Here is a 16,355-nt window from a genome sequence, read left to right as displayed (position 1 = left end):
TGCCCGAACACCGCCGCCAACAAGACCGCGACGGCCTCAACTGGCCCCACCCACAACCCGAACGGCCACCACTACACCGACCGAGCGCCCGCCGACCGTCCCAACGACCGATCACGCGCCGACTACGCCATCTCCGCGATCAGACCGGTGGATCGAGGCTAAACCCTGATCCACCGATGGGCTGGGTCAGAGTTCTTTTTTGCGGTCGCTGGGCCGGTTCTTGCTTGATGGGAGGTGCTGGCGGGGTTGAGACGGGGTGCCAGGTCTCTCGGCTATCGGGTCCAAAGCGGTTTTCGGGGTCGGTTTGGGGCGGCGGTGATCGCGCCCGGGGTGAGCGGAAGGTCGGCGGGAGTTCAGTGAGGCCGGGACCGGCCGGTCGGCCGGTCAGGCGGCTGGGAGTGCGCGTATCCGTGCGAGTGCGGCGAGGTAGTCGCCGTGCCAGGGCCAGCGGGCGGGGAGGTGCAGGGTCCAGCCGCGTGCGTGTCGGGTCAGCCGTCCGGTGATCTGGATCAGTCGGCGCCGCAGGGTGCGGGCGGCGCGGATGGTGCTGTTGGGCAGCCCGATGATCTGGGTCCATCTGAGCAGGTTGTGCGCGAGTGCGGCGAGCACGGTCCAGGCGGCGTTCGCGTAGAAGTGACCGGAGGGAAAGTGCTGAAGAGCCTGGTCTTTGAGGTCGGCGATGACCTGCTCCACGACGGCGTGGTCACGGTGTTCGGCCTCGACCAGGGCGAGCGCGTCGGTGCGGTTGGTGATGAAGCAGAAGTGTCGCCAGTCCGGCCAGAGCATGAGCTGCTCAGGGTCAGTCAGGCGGGTGCGGCGCACGATGAGACGCCGGTTGTTGTAGAGAGTCTCGGCGATCTGGGCTTCACCGCCGTCGGGGTACTCAATCGACTGCCAGTCACCATCTGCGATCCCATGGATCGCTGTGGTCACAGCCTTGATGTTGCGCACCCCGATGGAGTACTGCCAGCCCTTGGCCTCCAGCAGCTCGAACACCTTCATGTTCCAGAACCCCGAGTCTGCGCGCACGAGCTTTTGCCCGGTCGCACCGGCGCGTTCGACGCGGGCGATCAGTTCCTCACAGAACCGTTTGACACCCTTTTGCGTGTTCGCTGATCCCTTGCGCAGTCGGATGTGCAGCGCCTCGCGGGTATCGGCCCGGGTCGCCAGCAGCGGGTGATATCCAAACAGCTTGGTGTACCCGTATCCCGCTCCCTGTTTCAGTGGGCCGCACACCTCCCCGACGAAGCTGTCGATGTCGATCACCAGCCGGGCGTGGCCGGGGCCCGCGCCGGCCCGCCACGCACGCGCCAGCGTGTCGCCGAGCAGCTTGTCGAGCTGGCGAACATGCCCGAAGGTGAACGCGCGCAGGAACGTGCCCAGCGTCGAGGGCGCCGGCATCCACCCGCCGAGCAGCCGTCCGGTCCGGCCCGCCCGCAGCACCTGACAATCATCGATGCAGTCCGCGCCGAGGACCATCGCGAACAGGACCGCCATGACCTTGCGGCCCGCGTTCGCCGCCCCCGGACGGTCAGACCGCAGAGAGATCAGCCGGCCGGCGAGTGACTCGACCCCAAGGCGCCGCGCGAGCGTGCTGACCAGCGCGATCCCGGCGTCAGACACCGCCCGCTCATCATCAAAAACGACCTGGACGCCGTCCAGTCCGACCGTCGTGGCATCGTTCACCATGAAGGTGACCTCCTGATCGCAGGCCGCGACCGCCGGAATCGGTCGCTTTTAACCTGCTCAGGAGGTCATTCTTCACACGACCCCGGACAGAACCACCCCACAGAATCAGTGGATCAGGGCTAAAACGTACCCGTCCACGGACAGCCGCCACTTCTCGGCGTCCTCCGGGGACAGTGCCGTGGTTACGCACGTAGAACAGCTCCCACCGGGTTGAGTAACTCGCGTGCAAGCAGCTCCAGCGACGGCTCCGCCTTCGCTGGATCGCTCTCGTGCACGACCGGCTGATCGTTCTTTCCGAGCGCACGCCAGTCGTTGCGCCCCAGCCTCCGCTGCGCCCTCACCCCTACCACGCCGCCCCGGTTGTGGGCATGAGGTTCAAGGAGGCTTGCTGCGGCGGGCCGCGGACGGAGAACCCCTGAGTATGCAATCTGTAGCTACGACGCCAGGTAGTAGAAATGCTAGTGTTAGGAGGCGACCACCCCGGGTGGAGTCCGTAGGCGATAGAAGGAGCACAGGATGCGAAGGCGAGCTATTGCTGCCGCTGCTGGCGCAGTTGCGATCGGTACGGTCGGCTATCTTGGCGGGGTCAGCGCTAATCCCGCGCCGGCGGCTGCCCAGGCCCGCCCAGCGGAAGCGTCGATGATGGCGGACGCCGGCTCAATGATGGTCGGGCCCGGTGTCGGGGGGGCCTCCGAGATGATGGCGGCCCACCGCGGAAAGATGATGCGCGGCCCTGTGACGCGCCGGCTGCACCAGGCGATGGTGCGTGAGCATGAGGCGATGCTCCGGGACCGCGGGATGCGGCGCCTGTACGAGCAGATAATCGAGGTACCTCCCCAGATGGAGGCGATGATGCATGCGTACATGGGAGGTTGACGATGCAGCAGGAGTACAAGCCCTCGGCAGTCAACCGACTCAAGACGAGTGGGGCCATCTGGACGGAGTGATTCGGATGGTGGAAAAGCGGACCTACCTCATCGAGGTGATGAAGCAGTTTAGGCCTCGGACGGATTTGATCAACAACCACGGCAAGCATGTGAGCGCGTGCTTTCGGGCGCGGTATCTGAGCTGATCTCACTCGCACGCGCGCATCCGGACGCGCAGATGTCCTTTCCGGCACGCCCGGACCGTTGCCGTCGGGGCGCTCGGTCGTTCAGCGGAGCAGCGACAGCTCGCGGGTTGTGGCGCCGGCCGCTACGCCCAGAAGCTCGCAGAGGCTCTGGGCGCCTCACCCCTGATGGTCGGCGACTCGCGCCGCGAGCACTGACAGATCAAAGGCCGCTAACGAAGTGGATCGATACCGGTTTGACGAGCGGGCGGCCCACGTCGAGTTGGATCTGGGCGTGGGCCTGGAGCGGAATGTCACGCGGGTTGCCGTCGTAGAGCTTGCCGTCGTAGATGGCGGTGACCGCTCCGCTGGCCGGCCCGACTCTCGCCGGCCCCAGCGGCTGCCCCCAGATGTCGAAGAAGTCGCCGAGCGTGAATGTGCGCTGGACCGGGGACTCGATGTGGATGATCCCGTCGGCGGCGTGGGTGTGCAGCCAGTACAGGCAGCTGCCGCCCCCGACAAATGCGCCCTGCGGAGTGTTCTGCACCTGTGCGTTTGGGATGCCGATGCCGTAGGGCACTTGGCGGGCGGCACCGTCGACGAAGATCGTTAGATGAGCGTGGATGTGAAACAGGGACTGCTCGCTGCCCTGGCACTGGATGCCGTCGACGGTCTCGCCTCTGGCCGCCGATCCGGTGCCGGCAAGCGCCTGTGCCTGGAAGACTGGGATCCCCTCGGGGCTCAGCGAGGTTGGCTGCGGAGGGGCAGTGAGGTGACCCAATGAAGCGAGCGAGCTGAGCTTGAGCTTCGGTGCAGACCCCCGCGTGCTGAGCCGCTGCGCGATGCTCGGGCCGCCGCTGGCGATGGTGCTCACAATGACGATCGCGACGATTACGATCGCCGCCGCGCCGCCGCCGGCGAGCATGAACAGGCGCTTGCGGCGCGTGGCCTCCTCGAACGCCGCTTCGCGAGCCAGACGCTCTTGTCGTGCACGCTCCTTCTGTTCCTTGCGGCTGGCCATCGGCGGTCGAGATTACTACAGTGGCTAGCAGGTCGACGCTCGCGGGTTATGGGGCACCTCGTCCTCCTGTTCCGTCCAGAATCGCGTCGGCTCCTCGGTTCACCTACTATTCCCTGTAGAAGATGGTCCGGAACTTCGCCCGACGACGCCCGCCTGCTGTCCTGTGCGTCGCGGCGTTGGCGTTTGGGGCGCTCATGCTGCTGCGGCCCGCGCCGGCGGCCGCGCACGCGTTCCTGATCCGCTCGACCCCGACCCAGGGCGCTCGGCTCGCGCGCGCGCCGCGGCAGCTCACACTGGACTTCAGCGTGGCCGTCGTGCCCACGGCCACGCGGGTCTCCGTGCGGGACGCCGCGGGGGCCCGCATCCCGCTGTCGCGTCCGACCGTCCAGGGGAATGTCGCCGTTCAACGGTTGCCCACTGCCACGCGCGGCGTGTACGTCGTGTCCTGGCGGGTCGTTTCCAGCGGTGACGGGCACCTTACCGTTGGCGAGTTTGCGTTCGCCGCGGGATCGGGCGCGGTGCTACCTCACGTCCTAGCCTCAGGTGCGCAGATTGGTTGGGGGCAGGCTGTGGCGAGTTGGCTGCTGTTCGCCGGCCTGGCGCTCGCACTCGGCGGCACCGTCAGCGAACGCGCGGTGTGGCGGATCCAGGCAGGTCGGGGGGATCCCATAGCCCCGGCACCGGTGCGGATCGGCATCGCGCTTGCTATGGCGGCGTCGCTGGCGCTGATGCTGCTGCTGGCCCATGCGATCGCGGGTGGCGGCATCCTGCCCGCCTTTAGCTCCCTGGGGGCCGCACTTCGGTCGCGGTCGGGGGCGCTGACGCTGCTCTTGTTTGCCGCGCTAGTAGTGGCCGCCTGGATCGGACTCTGGCGACGGCAAGCAGCCGTCGCGCCGCTGATTGCGGCAATCCTCGCCACGGCCTGGCGAGGTCATTCCGGAAGCTCCGGGCACGCATGGGCCGTTGCCGCCAACACGGTGCACCTTACGGCCGCCGCAGTGTGGACGGGCGCGCTCGCGCATCTCGTGCTCGTGATCAGCCGGGGCCGCCGTGCGCTGACGGCGCATGAACTCCACGAGCCCCTGCGGCGCTACGCCCGGCTGGCGCTGTGGACGGTGAGCGTGATGCTCGGCGCCGGCGTGATCACCGCCCTGGCCGAGTTCCAGCACGTTGGGCAGCTTGTCGACACCAGTTACGGGAACGTGCTGCTGGCCAAGGGCGCCCTTGGCGCGCTTGCCCTCGCCACCGCGCTGGCAGCGCGCAAGCGGGCCCTGCCGTCTAATTCAGGACTGCGCCTGCCGCTGCTACGGCGCCTGACCCGAGGGGAGCTGGGCCTGCTCGCTGGCGTGTTGCTCGCCGCCGGCGTACTGGCCAACACGGCGCCACCGCAGCCCGCTGTCGCGGCATCGCCGGCCGCGGCCCGTCGCGCCCGCGCGCTGCTGGGTCCGCCCCCGGTAACTGGGCCTACGCTCCAGCTTGCGGACCTGGCCGGCCAGCTGGTGGTCGGCGTCACCGCCACCTCAGAGGAGCTGCGCTTTGCGGTGCTCCCGCCGACCGAGACGCCGGGACCCGGCATCCGATTGACCGCCAACGCCGTCGCGCCGGGCACAGGACCGGCCGGAGTCGACCTGTTTCCCCGGCCTTGCGGCACGACCTGCTTCACGCTCCACTACGCCCTGCGCCGCGGTATCACCGCCCTCACCGTGACGGCATCGGACCCGCCGTGGAAGGGCGGGTCTGCACGAATCGAGATTCCGTGGCCGCCAGGACCCAATCAGCCGGCGCTGCTGGCGCGCGTGACGCAGACGATGCGAGCGATCCCCCGGCTCGCGCTCACCGAGACCGTCACCAGCGGACCGGGCAGCCACGTGCTCCCCGACCATACGATCGTGAGCGGCCAGGACCTGATCAGTCAGGTCGAGGCCTACGCCGCCGGCGCCAGCGACGTTCACATCCTGCGCCGCCACGACGGTCAAACCGAGCTCGCCTTCGCGCTCCCGGCCTCCGAGATCTGGTACCGGATGACGATCGATAGCCATGATCGCGTCCTGCGGGAGACGATCGTCGACGCGCCAGCCCACCTGATCCGCAACAGCTTCCGCTACCCACCGTTCCGCCGGTGAGCCGGCCGCGGCACCACCCTGAAGTTCCCACCGCCCGCGCTCAGCGGCTCGCGCCCGCCTGCGGTGTCTCGATCGACGTGCCGAAGCGCTGTAGCCGAGCCGCGAGCTCGGCTTGACGGCGCTCGAGCACGATCAGCTCATCCTGCAGTCGGTCGCTGACCGAAGACGACGGTTGAGACGGTGGGCAGCAGGCTGGACGTCGCCCGCGGCGATGCTGCCACCACATGTGCGCCGGGCACAGCGAAGCCGCCACCAGCGCTAGCAGGCCAAACAGCCAGTCGCTCACGGCTGCTCGTCGTAGCCGACGGCGGTTGCCCGCCGGCCGCTGTCGAGCCGCTCGATCTGCTGACCGAGGCGTTGGTGCTCCTCGCGCAGCACCTCCAGGGATGGATGGGGGGATGTCTCGGCCACCGGAACGTGGCTCTGAGTCGGCTGCTGATTGGGGCGGCTGCGGTTGCCGCGCATCATCATCCACATCATCGCTCCCATGCCCACGGGGCATGCGAGAAACGCGAGCGGAGTCAGAATCGAGCTGATTGTTGCGATCTCCACGAGACCTCCCGTCGTTTGTTACGACGAAGTGTAGTACGCCGGAGTCGAGGGGTTGATGACGCTCACGAGTACACGGCCATTGGGGGGCGGACGCTGCCGGACAAGCACTGGGCTAAACGGCTCGCGCGGCGAGCATCGACGAAAGCTACCTCGCATCAGGCGATTCAGTGGCACGTTGGCGATCTACGCTCAACGTGATCGTCTGGTCGTTCGCCATCCCCATCAGAGTGTCGGCTCTACACGCTCTGGAAGAAGTTCAACCCGAAGTGCCCGAGAAGGTGCTGGGCTTGGATGTTCAGCTGGAAGAGTTCGCCGGTGATCACCAGGTATCCCATTCCAACCATCACCAGTCCGGAGCCGATCTGGATCGCGGCATAGTGGCGCTTGAAGAAGGCGAATGCCCGCGTGGCCGTGTTGAACGCGATCGCCGTGAACAGAAACGGGAGCGCGAGGCCGGCGGAGTACATCGCCAGCAGCAGCCCCCCCTTGGCGGTCCCCGGAGCGGTTGCGGCCAGCCCGAGGATCGCCCCCAGGGTTGGGCCCACGCACGGCGTCCAGGCGATCGCAAAGGCAGCTCCCGCCAGCACCGGTCCCCCACGGCCGGCTCGCTCGAGCAGCGCGTGCGGGCGGAACTCGCGGTTGAGACGGACGATGAACACCGACCCGACGAACAGCGCGCCCATCGCGATGATCAGGACACCCGAGATCCGCTCCAGCGTCGTGCGACTCGCAAATAGCCACGATCCGATCGCCGTGGCCGCGAGCCCTGAGAGGATGAAGATCATGGAGAAGCTGGCGACGAACAGCACGCTCCGGGCCATGACCCGACGGTCCACCCTCCCGGTCATGGCCTGACCGGGGCGGGCGCCGCACACGGTGGCCAGATAACCGGGGACGAGAGGCAGGCAGCACGGCGAGACGAACGACACGACTCCGGCGGCAAACGCCAGCAGCAGGCTCGGGCTACCAATCATGCCAATAGACGCGAATCAACGATCCGCAATCGTAGCGAGCAGGTTTCTGGCTTGCGCGCCCGTAGGCCCGGTGGGATCGAGCGCGATCACACGCTTGAGCTGACGCTGCGCCTGGGCTGGATTCCCGGCTCGCAGCAGCACGGCGCCGAGGTGCAGGTGCGCCGCGGGGAGCGACGGTTCATGCGACAGGGCTTGCCGCACGCCAAGCGCTGGAGCGAGGTGTCCCGCGCGCGAGAGCCCAGCCGTACTGTTCGCGGACGTTGCCCGCCCCGGGGCAACGTGGCTGTGGCTTGCTCGTACAGCGGCAGCGCGAGGGCAAGCTGGCCGCCCTCGTCGAGCCCCAACGCCTGGTCGAACAGCACTGTCCCTCGGGCTAGGGCCGGTGGGAGGCGCGGCGTGGGTGCGAACGGCGCCGCGCGCAGTGACCGGTCGGGCGAAGCGCCCGGTCTCCCATGGCATAGACGCCTAACGACACGATCAGCACGGCGAAGGTGATCAGGAAGCGCCGTACGCCGGGCCGGGGCCACGCGCCGCCAGCGCCTTGCGACGGTCGTGGACCGAGCCATTTCGGGTGGTGCTAGCGCGCCCACGTCTCCCGAGGCTGATAGCGCACACCTGCGCAGCTGAGACAATGTTGTGGTCACGGTCACCCTCACTTTGCTGCGATCCAGCATAGTAGCCAATAGATGGCACCAGGGGTGATCGCCTATCCTGGGCGAGCAGCCGTGATGGCCTTCAGTCGATGTGCCCTCCGCATGAGGGGGATATCCTTGGTCCGATGCCCCGTTCGCGGACGCCAGAGCCGCTGCCGTCACTGTACGAGCTGGAGGCCGAGATCATGCAGGAGGTGTGGCGCCGGGGCGAGACGAACGTCAAGCAGGTGATGGAGGCGCTCAATCAAGTAGCGGCGACTCCGCGTGCCTATACGACCTACATGACTGTGATGCAGCGGTTGCACAAGAAGGGGCTGCTCGACCGCACGCGCACCGGTCGCAGCGACACTTACGTGCCGACTCTCTCTCAGGGGGAGTACCGGGAAGGGCGTGCGCGGGCGCAAGTGGCCGGGCTGGTTCAGGAGTACGGCGACGTGGCGCTGGCGCACTTCGCGCGAGCGCTCACGTCCGCCGATCCAGCCACCCTCCGCCGCCTACAAAAGCTGGCTCGCGATGAGCTCTAACGCGAACCGGTTGTTCAGGCTGAACGGCGCTCTTGCGCTGGCGGGCGTTCTGGTCGCGCTCGCCTCGATGGCCGTCGCTCTGCGCGCCATGTCGTTCAGCGTCCCGTCGGCGGCGCGGGCATTCGCGGCCTGCCGCTCTTGGCTGACCACCCTGGACCCTGTTGGGCTACTGGCGATGGCAATCGGTGCCATCGGCATGATGGTGATCGTCCGGACGCTGAGCTCGGCACTGCGTCTCCAGCGTTCCACGAGCAGGTACCTACGGTCGCTGCAGCCCGTCGAAACGCTTCCCGGTTACCCGCCGGTCGAGGTAGTGGCTGACGCTGCTCCACAAGCATTCTGCGCGGGGCTGCTGCAACCTCGCATCTACATCTCGACCGGCGCACTCGAGCGGCTGAACCGAGACGAGCTGCGATCCGTCCTCGCCCACGAGACCCATCACACGTGCGTCCGAGATCCATTTCGCCTGCTCGTCACCCGGGCGCTCGGGGACGGTCTCTTCTTTGTGCCCGCGATGCGGCGGATGAACCGTGACTACGCAATGGTCTCGGAGCTCGCCGCCGACGAGGCGGCAGTTCGCGCCGGGGGCGGTCCCCAGCCGCTGGCTTCGGCGATGCTCACGTTCGGCGAGGCCGGAGACCCTGCCGTAGTCGGTGTCTCCACTGAACGGGTCGATCACCTGCTGGGCGGCTCTCCGCCGCTGCTGCCGCTCCGGCTCCAGGTCGCTGGTGGACTCACTATTGGGGTCTTGATGCTTGCGGTGCTTTTGGTGGCACATGCGACCGCGACCGCTCACATCAGTTTGATGTTGCTGCTGATGCAGAGCTGCGGGCCGTTCATGCTCGCGTTCCCGGCTCTTCTGGTCGTCGCCGCGGCCCGCGCGTGGGTGAGCCGGTAGGCGGTCGGCATCCGGGCCAGCAGCTCCGCAGGCTGCAACGCCGGCGCCGTTTCGCAGTCGTATGCGAAGCGCGAGTCCATCGCTTCGCCGACGATCAAAGGACGCACAATGGGAGGGGCCTTCGGAGTCTGATCCCGCTCAACGTCGCCACCTTCAGTTCGAAGGGCTCGATCGCCCTCGGGGTGCTCGCGGTTGGGGTGGCGGCCGCGTCCGAACCAGCCTCACGGACCTCGAGGCGATCCTGTCGGCGTGCCGTCCTTCGCTTCCTCTGAGCGCACGTGCTCGAGGAACAGCAGACGCCCGCCGGCGTCCAGGGAAGCCTGATCTCAGCCGCCCGCCTGAGGATCGGGAATCGTGCACAACACGATTTGTGGCCACCACCGTGTTGAAGTTCGCCTCGCGAAACGGCAGCTGCTCGTCCGCGCCGGCACCACCTCGACGTGGCGCGACGGGTGGAGATGAGTTCGGCCTGGGTGAGGTTGAAGCGCCCGGCAGCGTTCGGCAGTGGATAGCTTGCGCTCGAGCCGTCGACCCAAAGACGATCAGACAGCTTGCCGGGCCGATCGGGAGGGTACCTAGACTCGCGACCTGCTCCGACACTCCGTCGTCGGATCTGACGATACGGAGGCCAGCGCGGATGTCTTCGATCTTGTGCGTGGAAAGGTTGTCCATCACCCAGGTAGATCCGTCGATCGCCGGGGTAGTGGGCACGTGGTGGCCGGAAGCAGTTGAGCACCTCGCCGGTGTTCTTGTGCGCCCGCAGCTCGCCGTCGGAGCGGTCCTCATGCACGTCGTAGGCTCCGAACGGACAAGCATTCCGGCGAAATTCGGGATCGGCCGGCCAATGCCGCCAGCGGTTCCCGATCTTGCGGCTAATCCAAATCAGTCGGCACGCCTCGCCGTTGTTGACGCCCCGGGCGATCAGCTGCCGCTTCGCCGCCTGAACCTCTGAGCGCTCTCGTCGTCGTCCCGTATTACAGCCTCCACAGCAGCGTTTGGTGTTGCAACGTCACTGTAATCCGCCCCATCACTCTCACTCCGGTTTCCACGAGCCAACGCCGATCCGCGGCATCCGCAGCTATAACTCCCACCGGCGGATTGCCTAGCGTTTTGGACGTGGGCGCCGTGCACCGCACTGCACGTGTGGTGCGGGTGGTACCGGCTCATGGTGCTCGCGCGTTCGGGTTGGTTCCAGCTACTATGCGGCATCGTGGTGCTTCGGCGCGCAGCTGACGTGACGGTTCAGATCGGGTGGCGAGCCATACGTCACACGCGCATCACGCGGGCTGTGCTGTGTGCGTTGTCGACCCAGGCTAACCAGCGCGATTCAGATGACGGGTCCAACGAGCTCCCTCCGTTCGGGACCAGTCGCTGGTTTCGCTGGTCGACGTTCGCCCAGACCGTCTGGCTGATCAGCGCGCACCACACAAACGACGATCCAGCGCGGTCATTGAACTGATGGATCCGGGAACACCGGTGTGGTGGATCCTCCACATCGACACCCGCGCCGACCTCGCGTGGTACGCGACGCTCGTCACTCCTCGGTACACCGAGGTCGAGGCGATCCGATCCTTCAATACTCGGTTCGAGATTAGGGCGCCCAGCTTTTCCAAATGAACACCGAGCCACCACCAGACGACCTCTCACGGCCCGCGCGCCTATCATGGCTACTCCCGCTCACAGCCGTGGCAGTCGTGACCGGGTTCATTGCGCTTCTGGCCTACGGGCTGCTGGCACAGGGGTCTACAGGCACAATCGAGGCCGCGCTGGCACGTGGCCAGACGCCGGATGCGCCCGCTTTTCGGCGACCAGTGCTCGTCAGCGGATCGCTCGGCCCGAGGTTCGGTTCCCGAATCGTTACGGCGCTCGAACGCGGCACGCTCTCGCTGTCGGACCTTCACGGTACCCCGGTGATTCTGAACATCTGGGCGTCTTGGTGCGTGCCCTGTCAGCTTGAGGCGCCAACACTTGAAAAGGCATGGCGACAAGTAGCCCGCCCCGACGGGGTGCTGTTCCTTGGCCTCGACCAGCAGGACGACCCGCGCGACGCGACGGCCTTCATCCGCCGCTACCGGATCAGCTACCCCAACATCCATGACCACGGAAATGACGTCACCGCTAGCTACGGCGCAACCGGCGTGCCGGAAACATTTGCCATCACAGCGCGCGGTCGGATCGTCGCGCACATCATCGGCCAGAGTTCCGCAAGACAACTCAAGGCCGCGATAGCCGCAGCCCGCAGCGGCCACATTAAAGGGACGACCTGAGCCGGGGGCTCTCCCACGCCGTCAGATTAGGCCTGTGCCGGCGCTGGTCATCCGATGCTCTCGCCCGCGCCGATTGCGCTGAACCGCGACGCGTTGATGGTCGCCGAGCACGTCGACACCACCGTCGCCCTTGAGGCGCATCAGGCCTCGTCCGACCTTCGGCGAGCGCGCCTTGACAAAGAACAGGACGCCGAGGCCTCATAGCACCGGCTCCCGGTCTTGCGCCGTTCTCCCGCCCAAGCAGAAGCCCTTGGCGGCGGACCAGCGAGACCTCCGAACACACCGCGCCTTTTCTTTCGGCTGTGGCCGATCTAGCACGTGTGGTAGTAGCCGGACGCAGACCCCGGCGCTCCGGCGACAGTCGTGGCAGTCTAGGTGCTGTGCCGTAGCTCGTTCGAACGCGGCTGATGGGTGTGGGAGTTTCCTTATCGTCGTCGACGAGAAGGGCGCGGCTCGCCGGAGCGAAGCGCCGACTCGCGCTCGAAGTATTCCTCGGCGGTGATCTCGCCTGCTGCGAGCCTGCGGTTCAGCAGAGTCCGGGCGTCATCGCCGGGAGGAAGGTGACGATGACCGCTCCGCATCGCCAAGGACGCAACCCCGCCGACCAAGGCAAGGAGCACCAAGAGTCCGATCAGCATCCACAGCGACATGAAACCCATCATCATGCCCTAATACTAGCTCCTTAATGCAGCTCCTATGCTGCGTAGTAATGGCCGCATGAAGACCAGAGTAGTCATATTGGGAGCGGGTTTCGGGGGTCTTGAGCTCGCGACCGCATGGTCGGAGGCGCTTGGCGACGAGGTCGACGTGACCTTGATCGACCAGCACGACGCTTTCGTGTTCGGCTACTCAAAGCTCGACGTAATGTTCGGCCGCACCCCGCCCGGCGCGATTCGCCTCGCGTACCGCGACATCGCCAAGCCCGGGGTGCGTTTTTTGCAGCAGGCGGTCACTGCGATCGACCCGGAAGTGCGGCGCGTGACCACCGACGGCGGTGTCCACGAGGCCGACGTCCTGGTCGTGGCGCTCGGCGCCGACCACGACTTGGACGCCGGGGCTCGCCAAGGGGGGCAACGAGTTCTACACCGTGGCTGGCGCCGAGCGCGTCGGGGAGCTGCTTCCCGCGTTCTCACGCGGTCAACTGATCGTCGGCGTCTGCGGAGCACCGTTCAAATGCCCTCCGGCGCCGAGCGAGGCGGCGCTGCTGCTGCATGACTATCTGTCAGAGCGAGGCGTCCGCGACGATTGCGAGATCTCCTTCGTGCTTCCGCTCAGGAGCTCGGGATGCTCAGCCCGGCAGACTACAAGGCCGCTGCTCGGTGCTGAACGAGTACATCAAGCAGATGATCAGCATCAACAACTCTCGAGTGTCCACCGGGGCGGGGGGAAGTCCACGTTGTCGGGATCAATGCACAGTCATGGGTCGACAGCGTCGGAGCCTGGCGTGACCCGTCGTCCTTTGACAGGGCGCGCGCCTACCGCGCGTGTCGTCGTGCGCCACCGGGGCGCACCTGCAGCGGATGCCCGGCTCTGGCCGCGGAGATCCCCGCACTGAGCTGGTTGGCGGACGCGGTTCCGATGATGTGAGCGACGATGTCCCCTTGGGCGTCGATGAAGAAGGTGTCGGGGACGCCGGTGGCTCCGTAGTTACGCGGGACATCGTTTCCGGCGTCATGAAGATTCGGATAGTCGATCCCGTACTGGCGCAGGAAGCCGCGCGCATCCCCAGTCGTATCCTGCTGATCGAGTCCGAGGAACAAGGTCCCGCCCGGGCGCCCTTGGTGTTCCCAAGTGCGCTCGAGCAGCGGCGCCTCCTGCTGACACGGCACGCACCACGACGCCCAGATGTTAAGCACGATCGGGACGCCGCCAAGCGCGTGCAACCCGACGTATGGTCTCTCCAACGCTCCGCTGACCGACGGGGTGAAGGCATGGCCGAGGCTGCCTCGCCGCAGGACCTGGAGGCGGAACGCGGGAGCCGCGGTATGTCCCTGCGCCAGACGGGCCGCCTCGCCGCCGGGCGCCCGGGTGCGCAGACCAAATGCGGGTCTTGTGACGTGTTCGTGGGTCATTTCACCCGGTCTGGGAGTGGCGGGCAGAGCCCGGATAGCGTGAGCATCGCGAGTGCGATCAACGCCGCAGCGCTGTGAAACCCGTAAGCGCGTCTGGTGATCAGCCGGATCTGGGTGTTGATCTGTTCGACTCGGGCGTTGGACAGTCCGAGGCGGACGGCGGCGAGGATCCCGTCACGTTGGGCTTTGATCGTCCGGGCGAGCTTGGTGAACGCTGGCAGGCGACATCGCCGAGCCCAGCACAGCCAGCCGTCCAGCAGCGCCTCGGCTTCCTCGGGACTGTCGGCCCGGTAGATCTGGCGGAGTTGTTCCTTGAGCAGGTACGCGCGGTAGAGCGGCCCGTTGAGCTTCTGGATCACCGCGAGCTTGGCCTGCTGTTTGTCGGTCAGGTTCTCGGGGTTTTTCCACACGCAGAACCGGGCGCCTTTGAGGTCCTTGGCGAGCGTCAGGTTCTTCTCCCGGCGAGCCTCGCGCCACAGCTCACGGCGGACCTCGTCCAGCGCGTCGCTCGCCAGCTGAACAACGTGGAACGGGTCCACGCACCGCTCGGCCTGGGGGACGGCCTCAGCGACCGCCGAGCTGATCCAGCCGGCCATGTCGCAGGACACCGATTCGATCTCTTTGCAGCGCTCTTCGCCCAGGGTGGCGAAGAACACAAGGACTGTCGCGCGGTCACGGCCCGGGGCGGCCCACACCAGCCGGCCGGTGTGGTGATCGACTACGACGGTCAGGTATCTCTGACCGCGTCGGTGCGAGATCTCGTCGATCCCGATGCTCCGCAGGCCCGACAGAAGATCGACCTTGAGGCGCTGTTCGTTGCAGACGCGTTCAACGATCCGTCCGACGCTCCGCCAGGAGCAGCGCATCAACTGAGCGACTGCACTCTTGGAACAGTTGACAGCCAGCCACGCCACCTGGTCCTCGAACGCGCGCGTGAACCCCGAATCGTGGCGCGCCCACGGCACCCTCGCGACGACCACGCCGTGACGAGAACAGCGCACGCGTGGCGCGTCGGCCTCGATCCAGCAGAACGACGTCCCGAGATCCAATCCGCGCCAGCGCCGCCGCCCGCCACCACGATCGAACCGACCCGAACGCCGTCCACAGATCCCGCACCGGTCCCGCTCGCGCCAGCCCGGCCGGACCGCCACGACGACCTCTACCCCGTCCCCAGCGTCGTTGACCGTCACGTCCTCGATCACCGCTCCGCGCAGCCCAAGCAGCCGCGCCCATACCCTGATGCTGCGCACGTCTCGTTTCGCCTCCTGAGATTTCCAGCCCTGAAGAAGCCGGAAAGCCTAGAAGCGACGGGGCGTGCGCCCCTATCTCAGCCGGTCACTGCACCCACGAAGACGTCACAAGCGCCCCAAATGCCAGCAAGGCGATCAACAGCACCGCGGCCGCCGAACCCGCCGCGAGGAGAATGAATCGCTGCCGGACGCGGACCGGCAAGTCGGCGAGATCCTGACGAGCGTCCGGTGAACGACGTTCGTCACCTGGGCGAGGCGTCTGTGAACCGAGTCTCATGCTTGTGGTGATCTAGCGCGGCGATGAGTGTCGGCGGTCACGTCACACACCACCCATAGTCGAAATATCATACCGTGGGTCACCAGCGGTGATGCCGTTTAAGAGCGGTTACAGGCAGCCGCCTGAGTTTGCTTGTCTGCCGCCGCCGGCGGAGATAGGATCGCGCCTGTGATGAGCAGGTTCCGTGGTCGGTAGCCCGAGCCTGCTGCTGGCACTGGCGGCGGGGATCGTGTCGTTCGTCTCTCCGTGCTGCTTACCCTTGGTTCCCGGCTATCTTGCCACGGTGTCGGGCACGGGAGCCGACGAGCTGCGAAATGGTGGCTTCGACCGACGGGTCCTCGGTCGAAGCCTGCTCTTTGTCGGGAGCTTTTCCACGATCTTTGTTCTCTCGGGGCTTGCCGCGACTGCGCTCGGTTCATGGCTGTTCACCAACCGACCGGCGTTCGAGCGGGTCTCCGGGTGCTGATCATCCGATGGGAGTGCTGTTCCTGGCCTCCGTGTTCGTCCTGCGCCTCAATCGTGAGTTTCGCCCGCCCGCACTGCTCCAACGTGCGGGCCGGGGCAGCCCCGTCGTCGCCGGAGCGGCGTTCGCGCTCGCCTTGGACACCCTGCGTCGGCCCTACGCTGGGGGCGATTCTCGGGCTCGCCACCACGGCGGGCGGGACAGCTAAGGGCGGGCTGCTGCTTGCCGTCTACTCGGCCGGACTGGCGTTGCCGTTCCTGTTCTCTGCAGTTGCTTTCAACGCAGCAACACGAGCATTTACTTTCTTCAAACGCCACTACTCCGCGATCCAGGTCGGCTCAGGACTGGTGTTGATCGGGATGGGGTACTTGGTACTCACCGGGGAGCTGTTCCAGCTCAACATCCAGGCACAGCAGTTCCTCAGCCACTTCAACCTGAACTTCTTCCAGAGCGTCTAGGCGTCCCTACCTCGACAAACTGAACCCCTGGGACTGCGCTGGCCTCGCGCCTAACCGCCTCCTCTCAGTGTCTGCAGTGCATCCTT

The 16,355-nt window shown here is 66.6% G+C and carries 19 protein-coding genes; 10 read left to right on the top strand and 9 right to left on the bottom strand.

Annotation, left to right across the window (positions count from 1 at the left end):
- Window positions 1–384: 384 nt before the first annotated feature.
- Entirely contained in the window at window positions 385–1,689 is a 1,305-nt protein-coding gene (locus M3M55_RS05615) for an IS1380 family transposase (protein WP_249011846.1), read from the bottom strand.
- A 516-nt stretch (window positions 1,690–2,205) separates the two neighbouring features.
- Here M3M55_RS05615 and M3M55_RS05610 point away from each other — a divergent pair.
- Complete coding sequence (locus M3M55_RS05610; RefSeq protein ID WP_249011845.1) at window positions 2,206–2,565, top strand: hypothetical protein; 360 nt, start codon at window positions 2,206–2,208, stop codon at window positions 2,563–2,565.
- 395 nt (window positions 2,566–2,960) lie between these two features.
- Here M3M55_RS05610 and M3M55_RS05605 read toward each other — a convergent pair whose 3' ends face one another.
- Window positions 2,961–3,758, bottom strand: a complete 798-nt coding sequence (locus tag M3M55_RS05605) for a hypothetical protein (RefSeq protein ID WP_249011844.1) — start codon at window positions 3,756–3,758, stop codon at window positions 2,961–2,963.
- Window positions 3,759–3,952: 194 nt separating this feature from the next.
- Here M3M55_RS05605 and M3M55_RS05600 point away from each other — a divergent pair, with 194 nt between their 5' ends.
- On the top strand, window positions 3,953–5,881 hold the full coding sequence (locus M3M55_RS05600; protein WP_249011843.1) for a copper resistance CopC/CopD family protein: 1,929 nt from the start codon (window positions 3,953–3,955) through the stop codon (window positions 5,879–5,881).
- Between the two features lie 40 nt (window positions 5,882–5,921).
- On the opposite strand, the gene M3M55_RS05595 is transcribed toward M3M55_RS05600, so the two are convergent.
- From M3M55_RS05595 to M3M55_RS17560, 4 genes are all read right to left on the bottom strand, one after another.
- On the bottom strand, window positions 5,922–6,167 hold the full coding sequence (locus tag M3M55_RS05595; protein ID WP_249011842.1) for a hypothetical protein: 246 nt from the start codon (window positions 6,165–6,167) through the stop codon (window positions 5,922–5,924).
- The gene (locus M3M55_RS05590; protein ID WP_249011841.1) at window positions 6,164–6,433 is read right to left on the bottom strand and encodes a hypothetical protein; all 270 of its coding nucleotides are present in this window, start codon (window positions 6,431–6,433) and stop codon (window positions 6,164–6,166) included. The genes M3M55_RS05595 and M3M55_RS05590 overlap by 4 nt, the downstream gene beginning before the upstream one ends.
- 236 nt (window positions 6,434–6,669) lie before the next feature.
- Window positions 6,670–7,407 carry a cytochrome c biogenesis CcdA family protein gene (locus tag M3M55_RS05585; protein ID WP_249011840.1) on the bottom strand — a complete coding sequence of 246 codons (738 nt, stop codon included), beginning with the start codon at window positions 7,405–7,407 and terminating at the stop codon, window positions 6,670–6,672.
- 15 nt (window positions 7,408–7,422) lie between these two features.
- Window positions 7,423–7,866 (bottom strand): type IV pilus biogenesis/stability protein PilW, encoded by a 444-nt coding sequence (locus M3M55_RS17560; protein WP_371878730.1) that lies wholly within the window; start codon window positions 7,864–7,866, stop codon window positions 7,423–7,425.
- A gap of 319 nt (window positions 7,867–8,185) precedes the next feature.
- On the opposite strand from M3M55_RS17560, the gene M3M55_RS05580 reads away from it, so the two are divergent.
- The 5 genes from M3M55_RS05580 to M3M55_RS05560 all read left to right on the top strand — a co-directional run bounded on the left by M3M55_RS05580 (window position 8,186) and on the right by M3M55_RS05560 (window position 11,953).
- The gene (locus M3M55_RS05580) at window positions 8,186–8,584 is read left to right on the top strand and encodes a BlaI/MecI/CopY family transcriptional regulator (protein ID WP_249011839.1); all 399 of its coding nucleotides are present in this window, start codon (window positions 8,186–8,188) and stop codon (window positions 8,582–8,584) included.
- A complete protein-coding gene (locus M3M55_RS05575) occupies window positions 8,574–9,482 on the top strand; it encodes a M56 family metallopeptidase (protein ID WP_371878802.1) in 909 nt (302 codons plus the stop codon). The genes M3M55_RS05580 and M3M55_RS05575 overlap by 11 nt, the downstream gene beginning before the upstream one ends.
- 637 nt (window positions 9,483–10,119) lie before the next feature.
- Window positions 10,120–10,434: a hypothetical protein gene (locus M3M55_RS05570; RefSeq protein WP_249011837.1), complete on the top strand. Its 315-nt coding sequence runs from the start codon at window positions 10,120–10,122 to the stop codon at window positions 10,432–10,434.
- Window positions 10,435–11,167: 733 nt separating this feature from the next.
- Window positions 11,168–11,749 carry a TlpA disulfide reductase family protein gene (locus tag M3M55_RS05565; protein ID WP_249011836.1) on the top strand — a complete coding sequence of 194 codons (582 nt, stop codon included), beginning with the start codon at window positions 11,168–11,170 and terminating at the stop codon, window positions 11,747–11,749.
- 54 nt (window positions 11,750–11,803) lie between these two features.
- Window positions 11,804–11,953, top strand: a complete 150-nt coding sequence (locus tag M3M55_RS05560) for a hypothetical protein (RefSeq protein WP_249011835.1) — start codon at window positions 11,804–11,806, stop codon at window positions 11,951–11,953.
- A 221-nt stretch (window positions 11,954–12,174) separates the two neighbouring features.
- On the opposite strand, the gene M3M55_RS05555 is transcribed toward M3M55_RS05560, so the two are convergent.
- On the bottom strand, window positions 12,175–12,408 hold the full coding sequence (locus M3M55_RS05555; protein ID WP_249011834.1) for a hypothetical protein: 234 nt from the start codon (window positions 12,406–12,408) through the stop codon (window positions 12,175–12,177).
- 58 nt (window positions 12,409–12,466) lie between these two features.
- Here M3M55_RS05555 and M3M55_RS05550 point away from each other — a divergent pair, with 58 nt between their 5' ends.
- Entirely contained in the window at window positions 12,467–12,964 is a 498-nt protein-coding gene (locus M3M55_RS05550; protein ID WP_249011833.1) for an FAD-dependent oxidoreductase, read from the top strand.
- Window positions 12,965–13,224: 260 nt separating this feature from the next.
- Here the strand turns inward: M3M55_RS05550 and M3M55_RS05545 are convergent, their stop codons facing one another.
- Window positions 13,225–13,821: a TlpA disulfide reductase family protein gene (locus M3M55_RS05545; protein ID WP_249011832.1), complete on the bottom strand. Its 597-nt coding sequence runs from the start codon at window positions 13,819–13,821 to the stop codon at window positions 13,225–13,227.
- Window positions 13,818–15,071, bottom strand: a complete 1,254-nt coding sequence (locus M3M55_RS05540) for an ISL3 family transposase (protein ID WP_249011695.1) — start codon at window positions 15,069–15,071, stop codon at window positions 13,818–13,820. The genes M3M55_RS05545 and M3M55_RS05540 overlap by 4 nt, the downstream gene beginning before the upstream one ends.
- Window positions 15,072–15,532: 461 nt before the next feature.
- Between M3M55_RS05540 and M3M55_RS05535 the strand changes: the two genes are divergently transcribed.
- A complete protein-coding gene (locus tag M3M55_RS05535; RefSeq protein ID WP_249011831.1) occupies window positions 15,533–15,814 on the top strand; it encodes a cytochrome c biogenesis CcdA family protein in 282 nt (93 codons plus the stop codon).
- 53 nt (window positions 15,815–15,867) lie between these two features.
- Window positions 15,868–16,269 carry a cytochrome c biogenesis CcdA family protein gene (locus tag M3M55_RS05530; protein ID WP_249011830.1) on the top strand — a complete coding sequence of 134 codons (402 nt, stop codon included), beginning with the start codon at window positions 15,868–15,870 and terminating at the stop codon, window positions 16,267–16,269.
- The last annotated feature ends 86 nt before the right edge of the window (window positions 16,270–16,355 follow it).

The sequence above is a fragment of the Conexibacter sp. DBS9H8 genome, from assembly GCF_023330685.1.
Taxonomy (GTDB): Bacteria; Actinomycetota; Thermoleophilia; order Solirubrobacterales; family Solirubrobacteraceae; genus Palsa-465.
The sequence above is the reverse complement of the archived record's forward strand: the minus strand, read 5'-3'. Positions and strand labels throughout refer to the sequence as shown.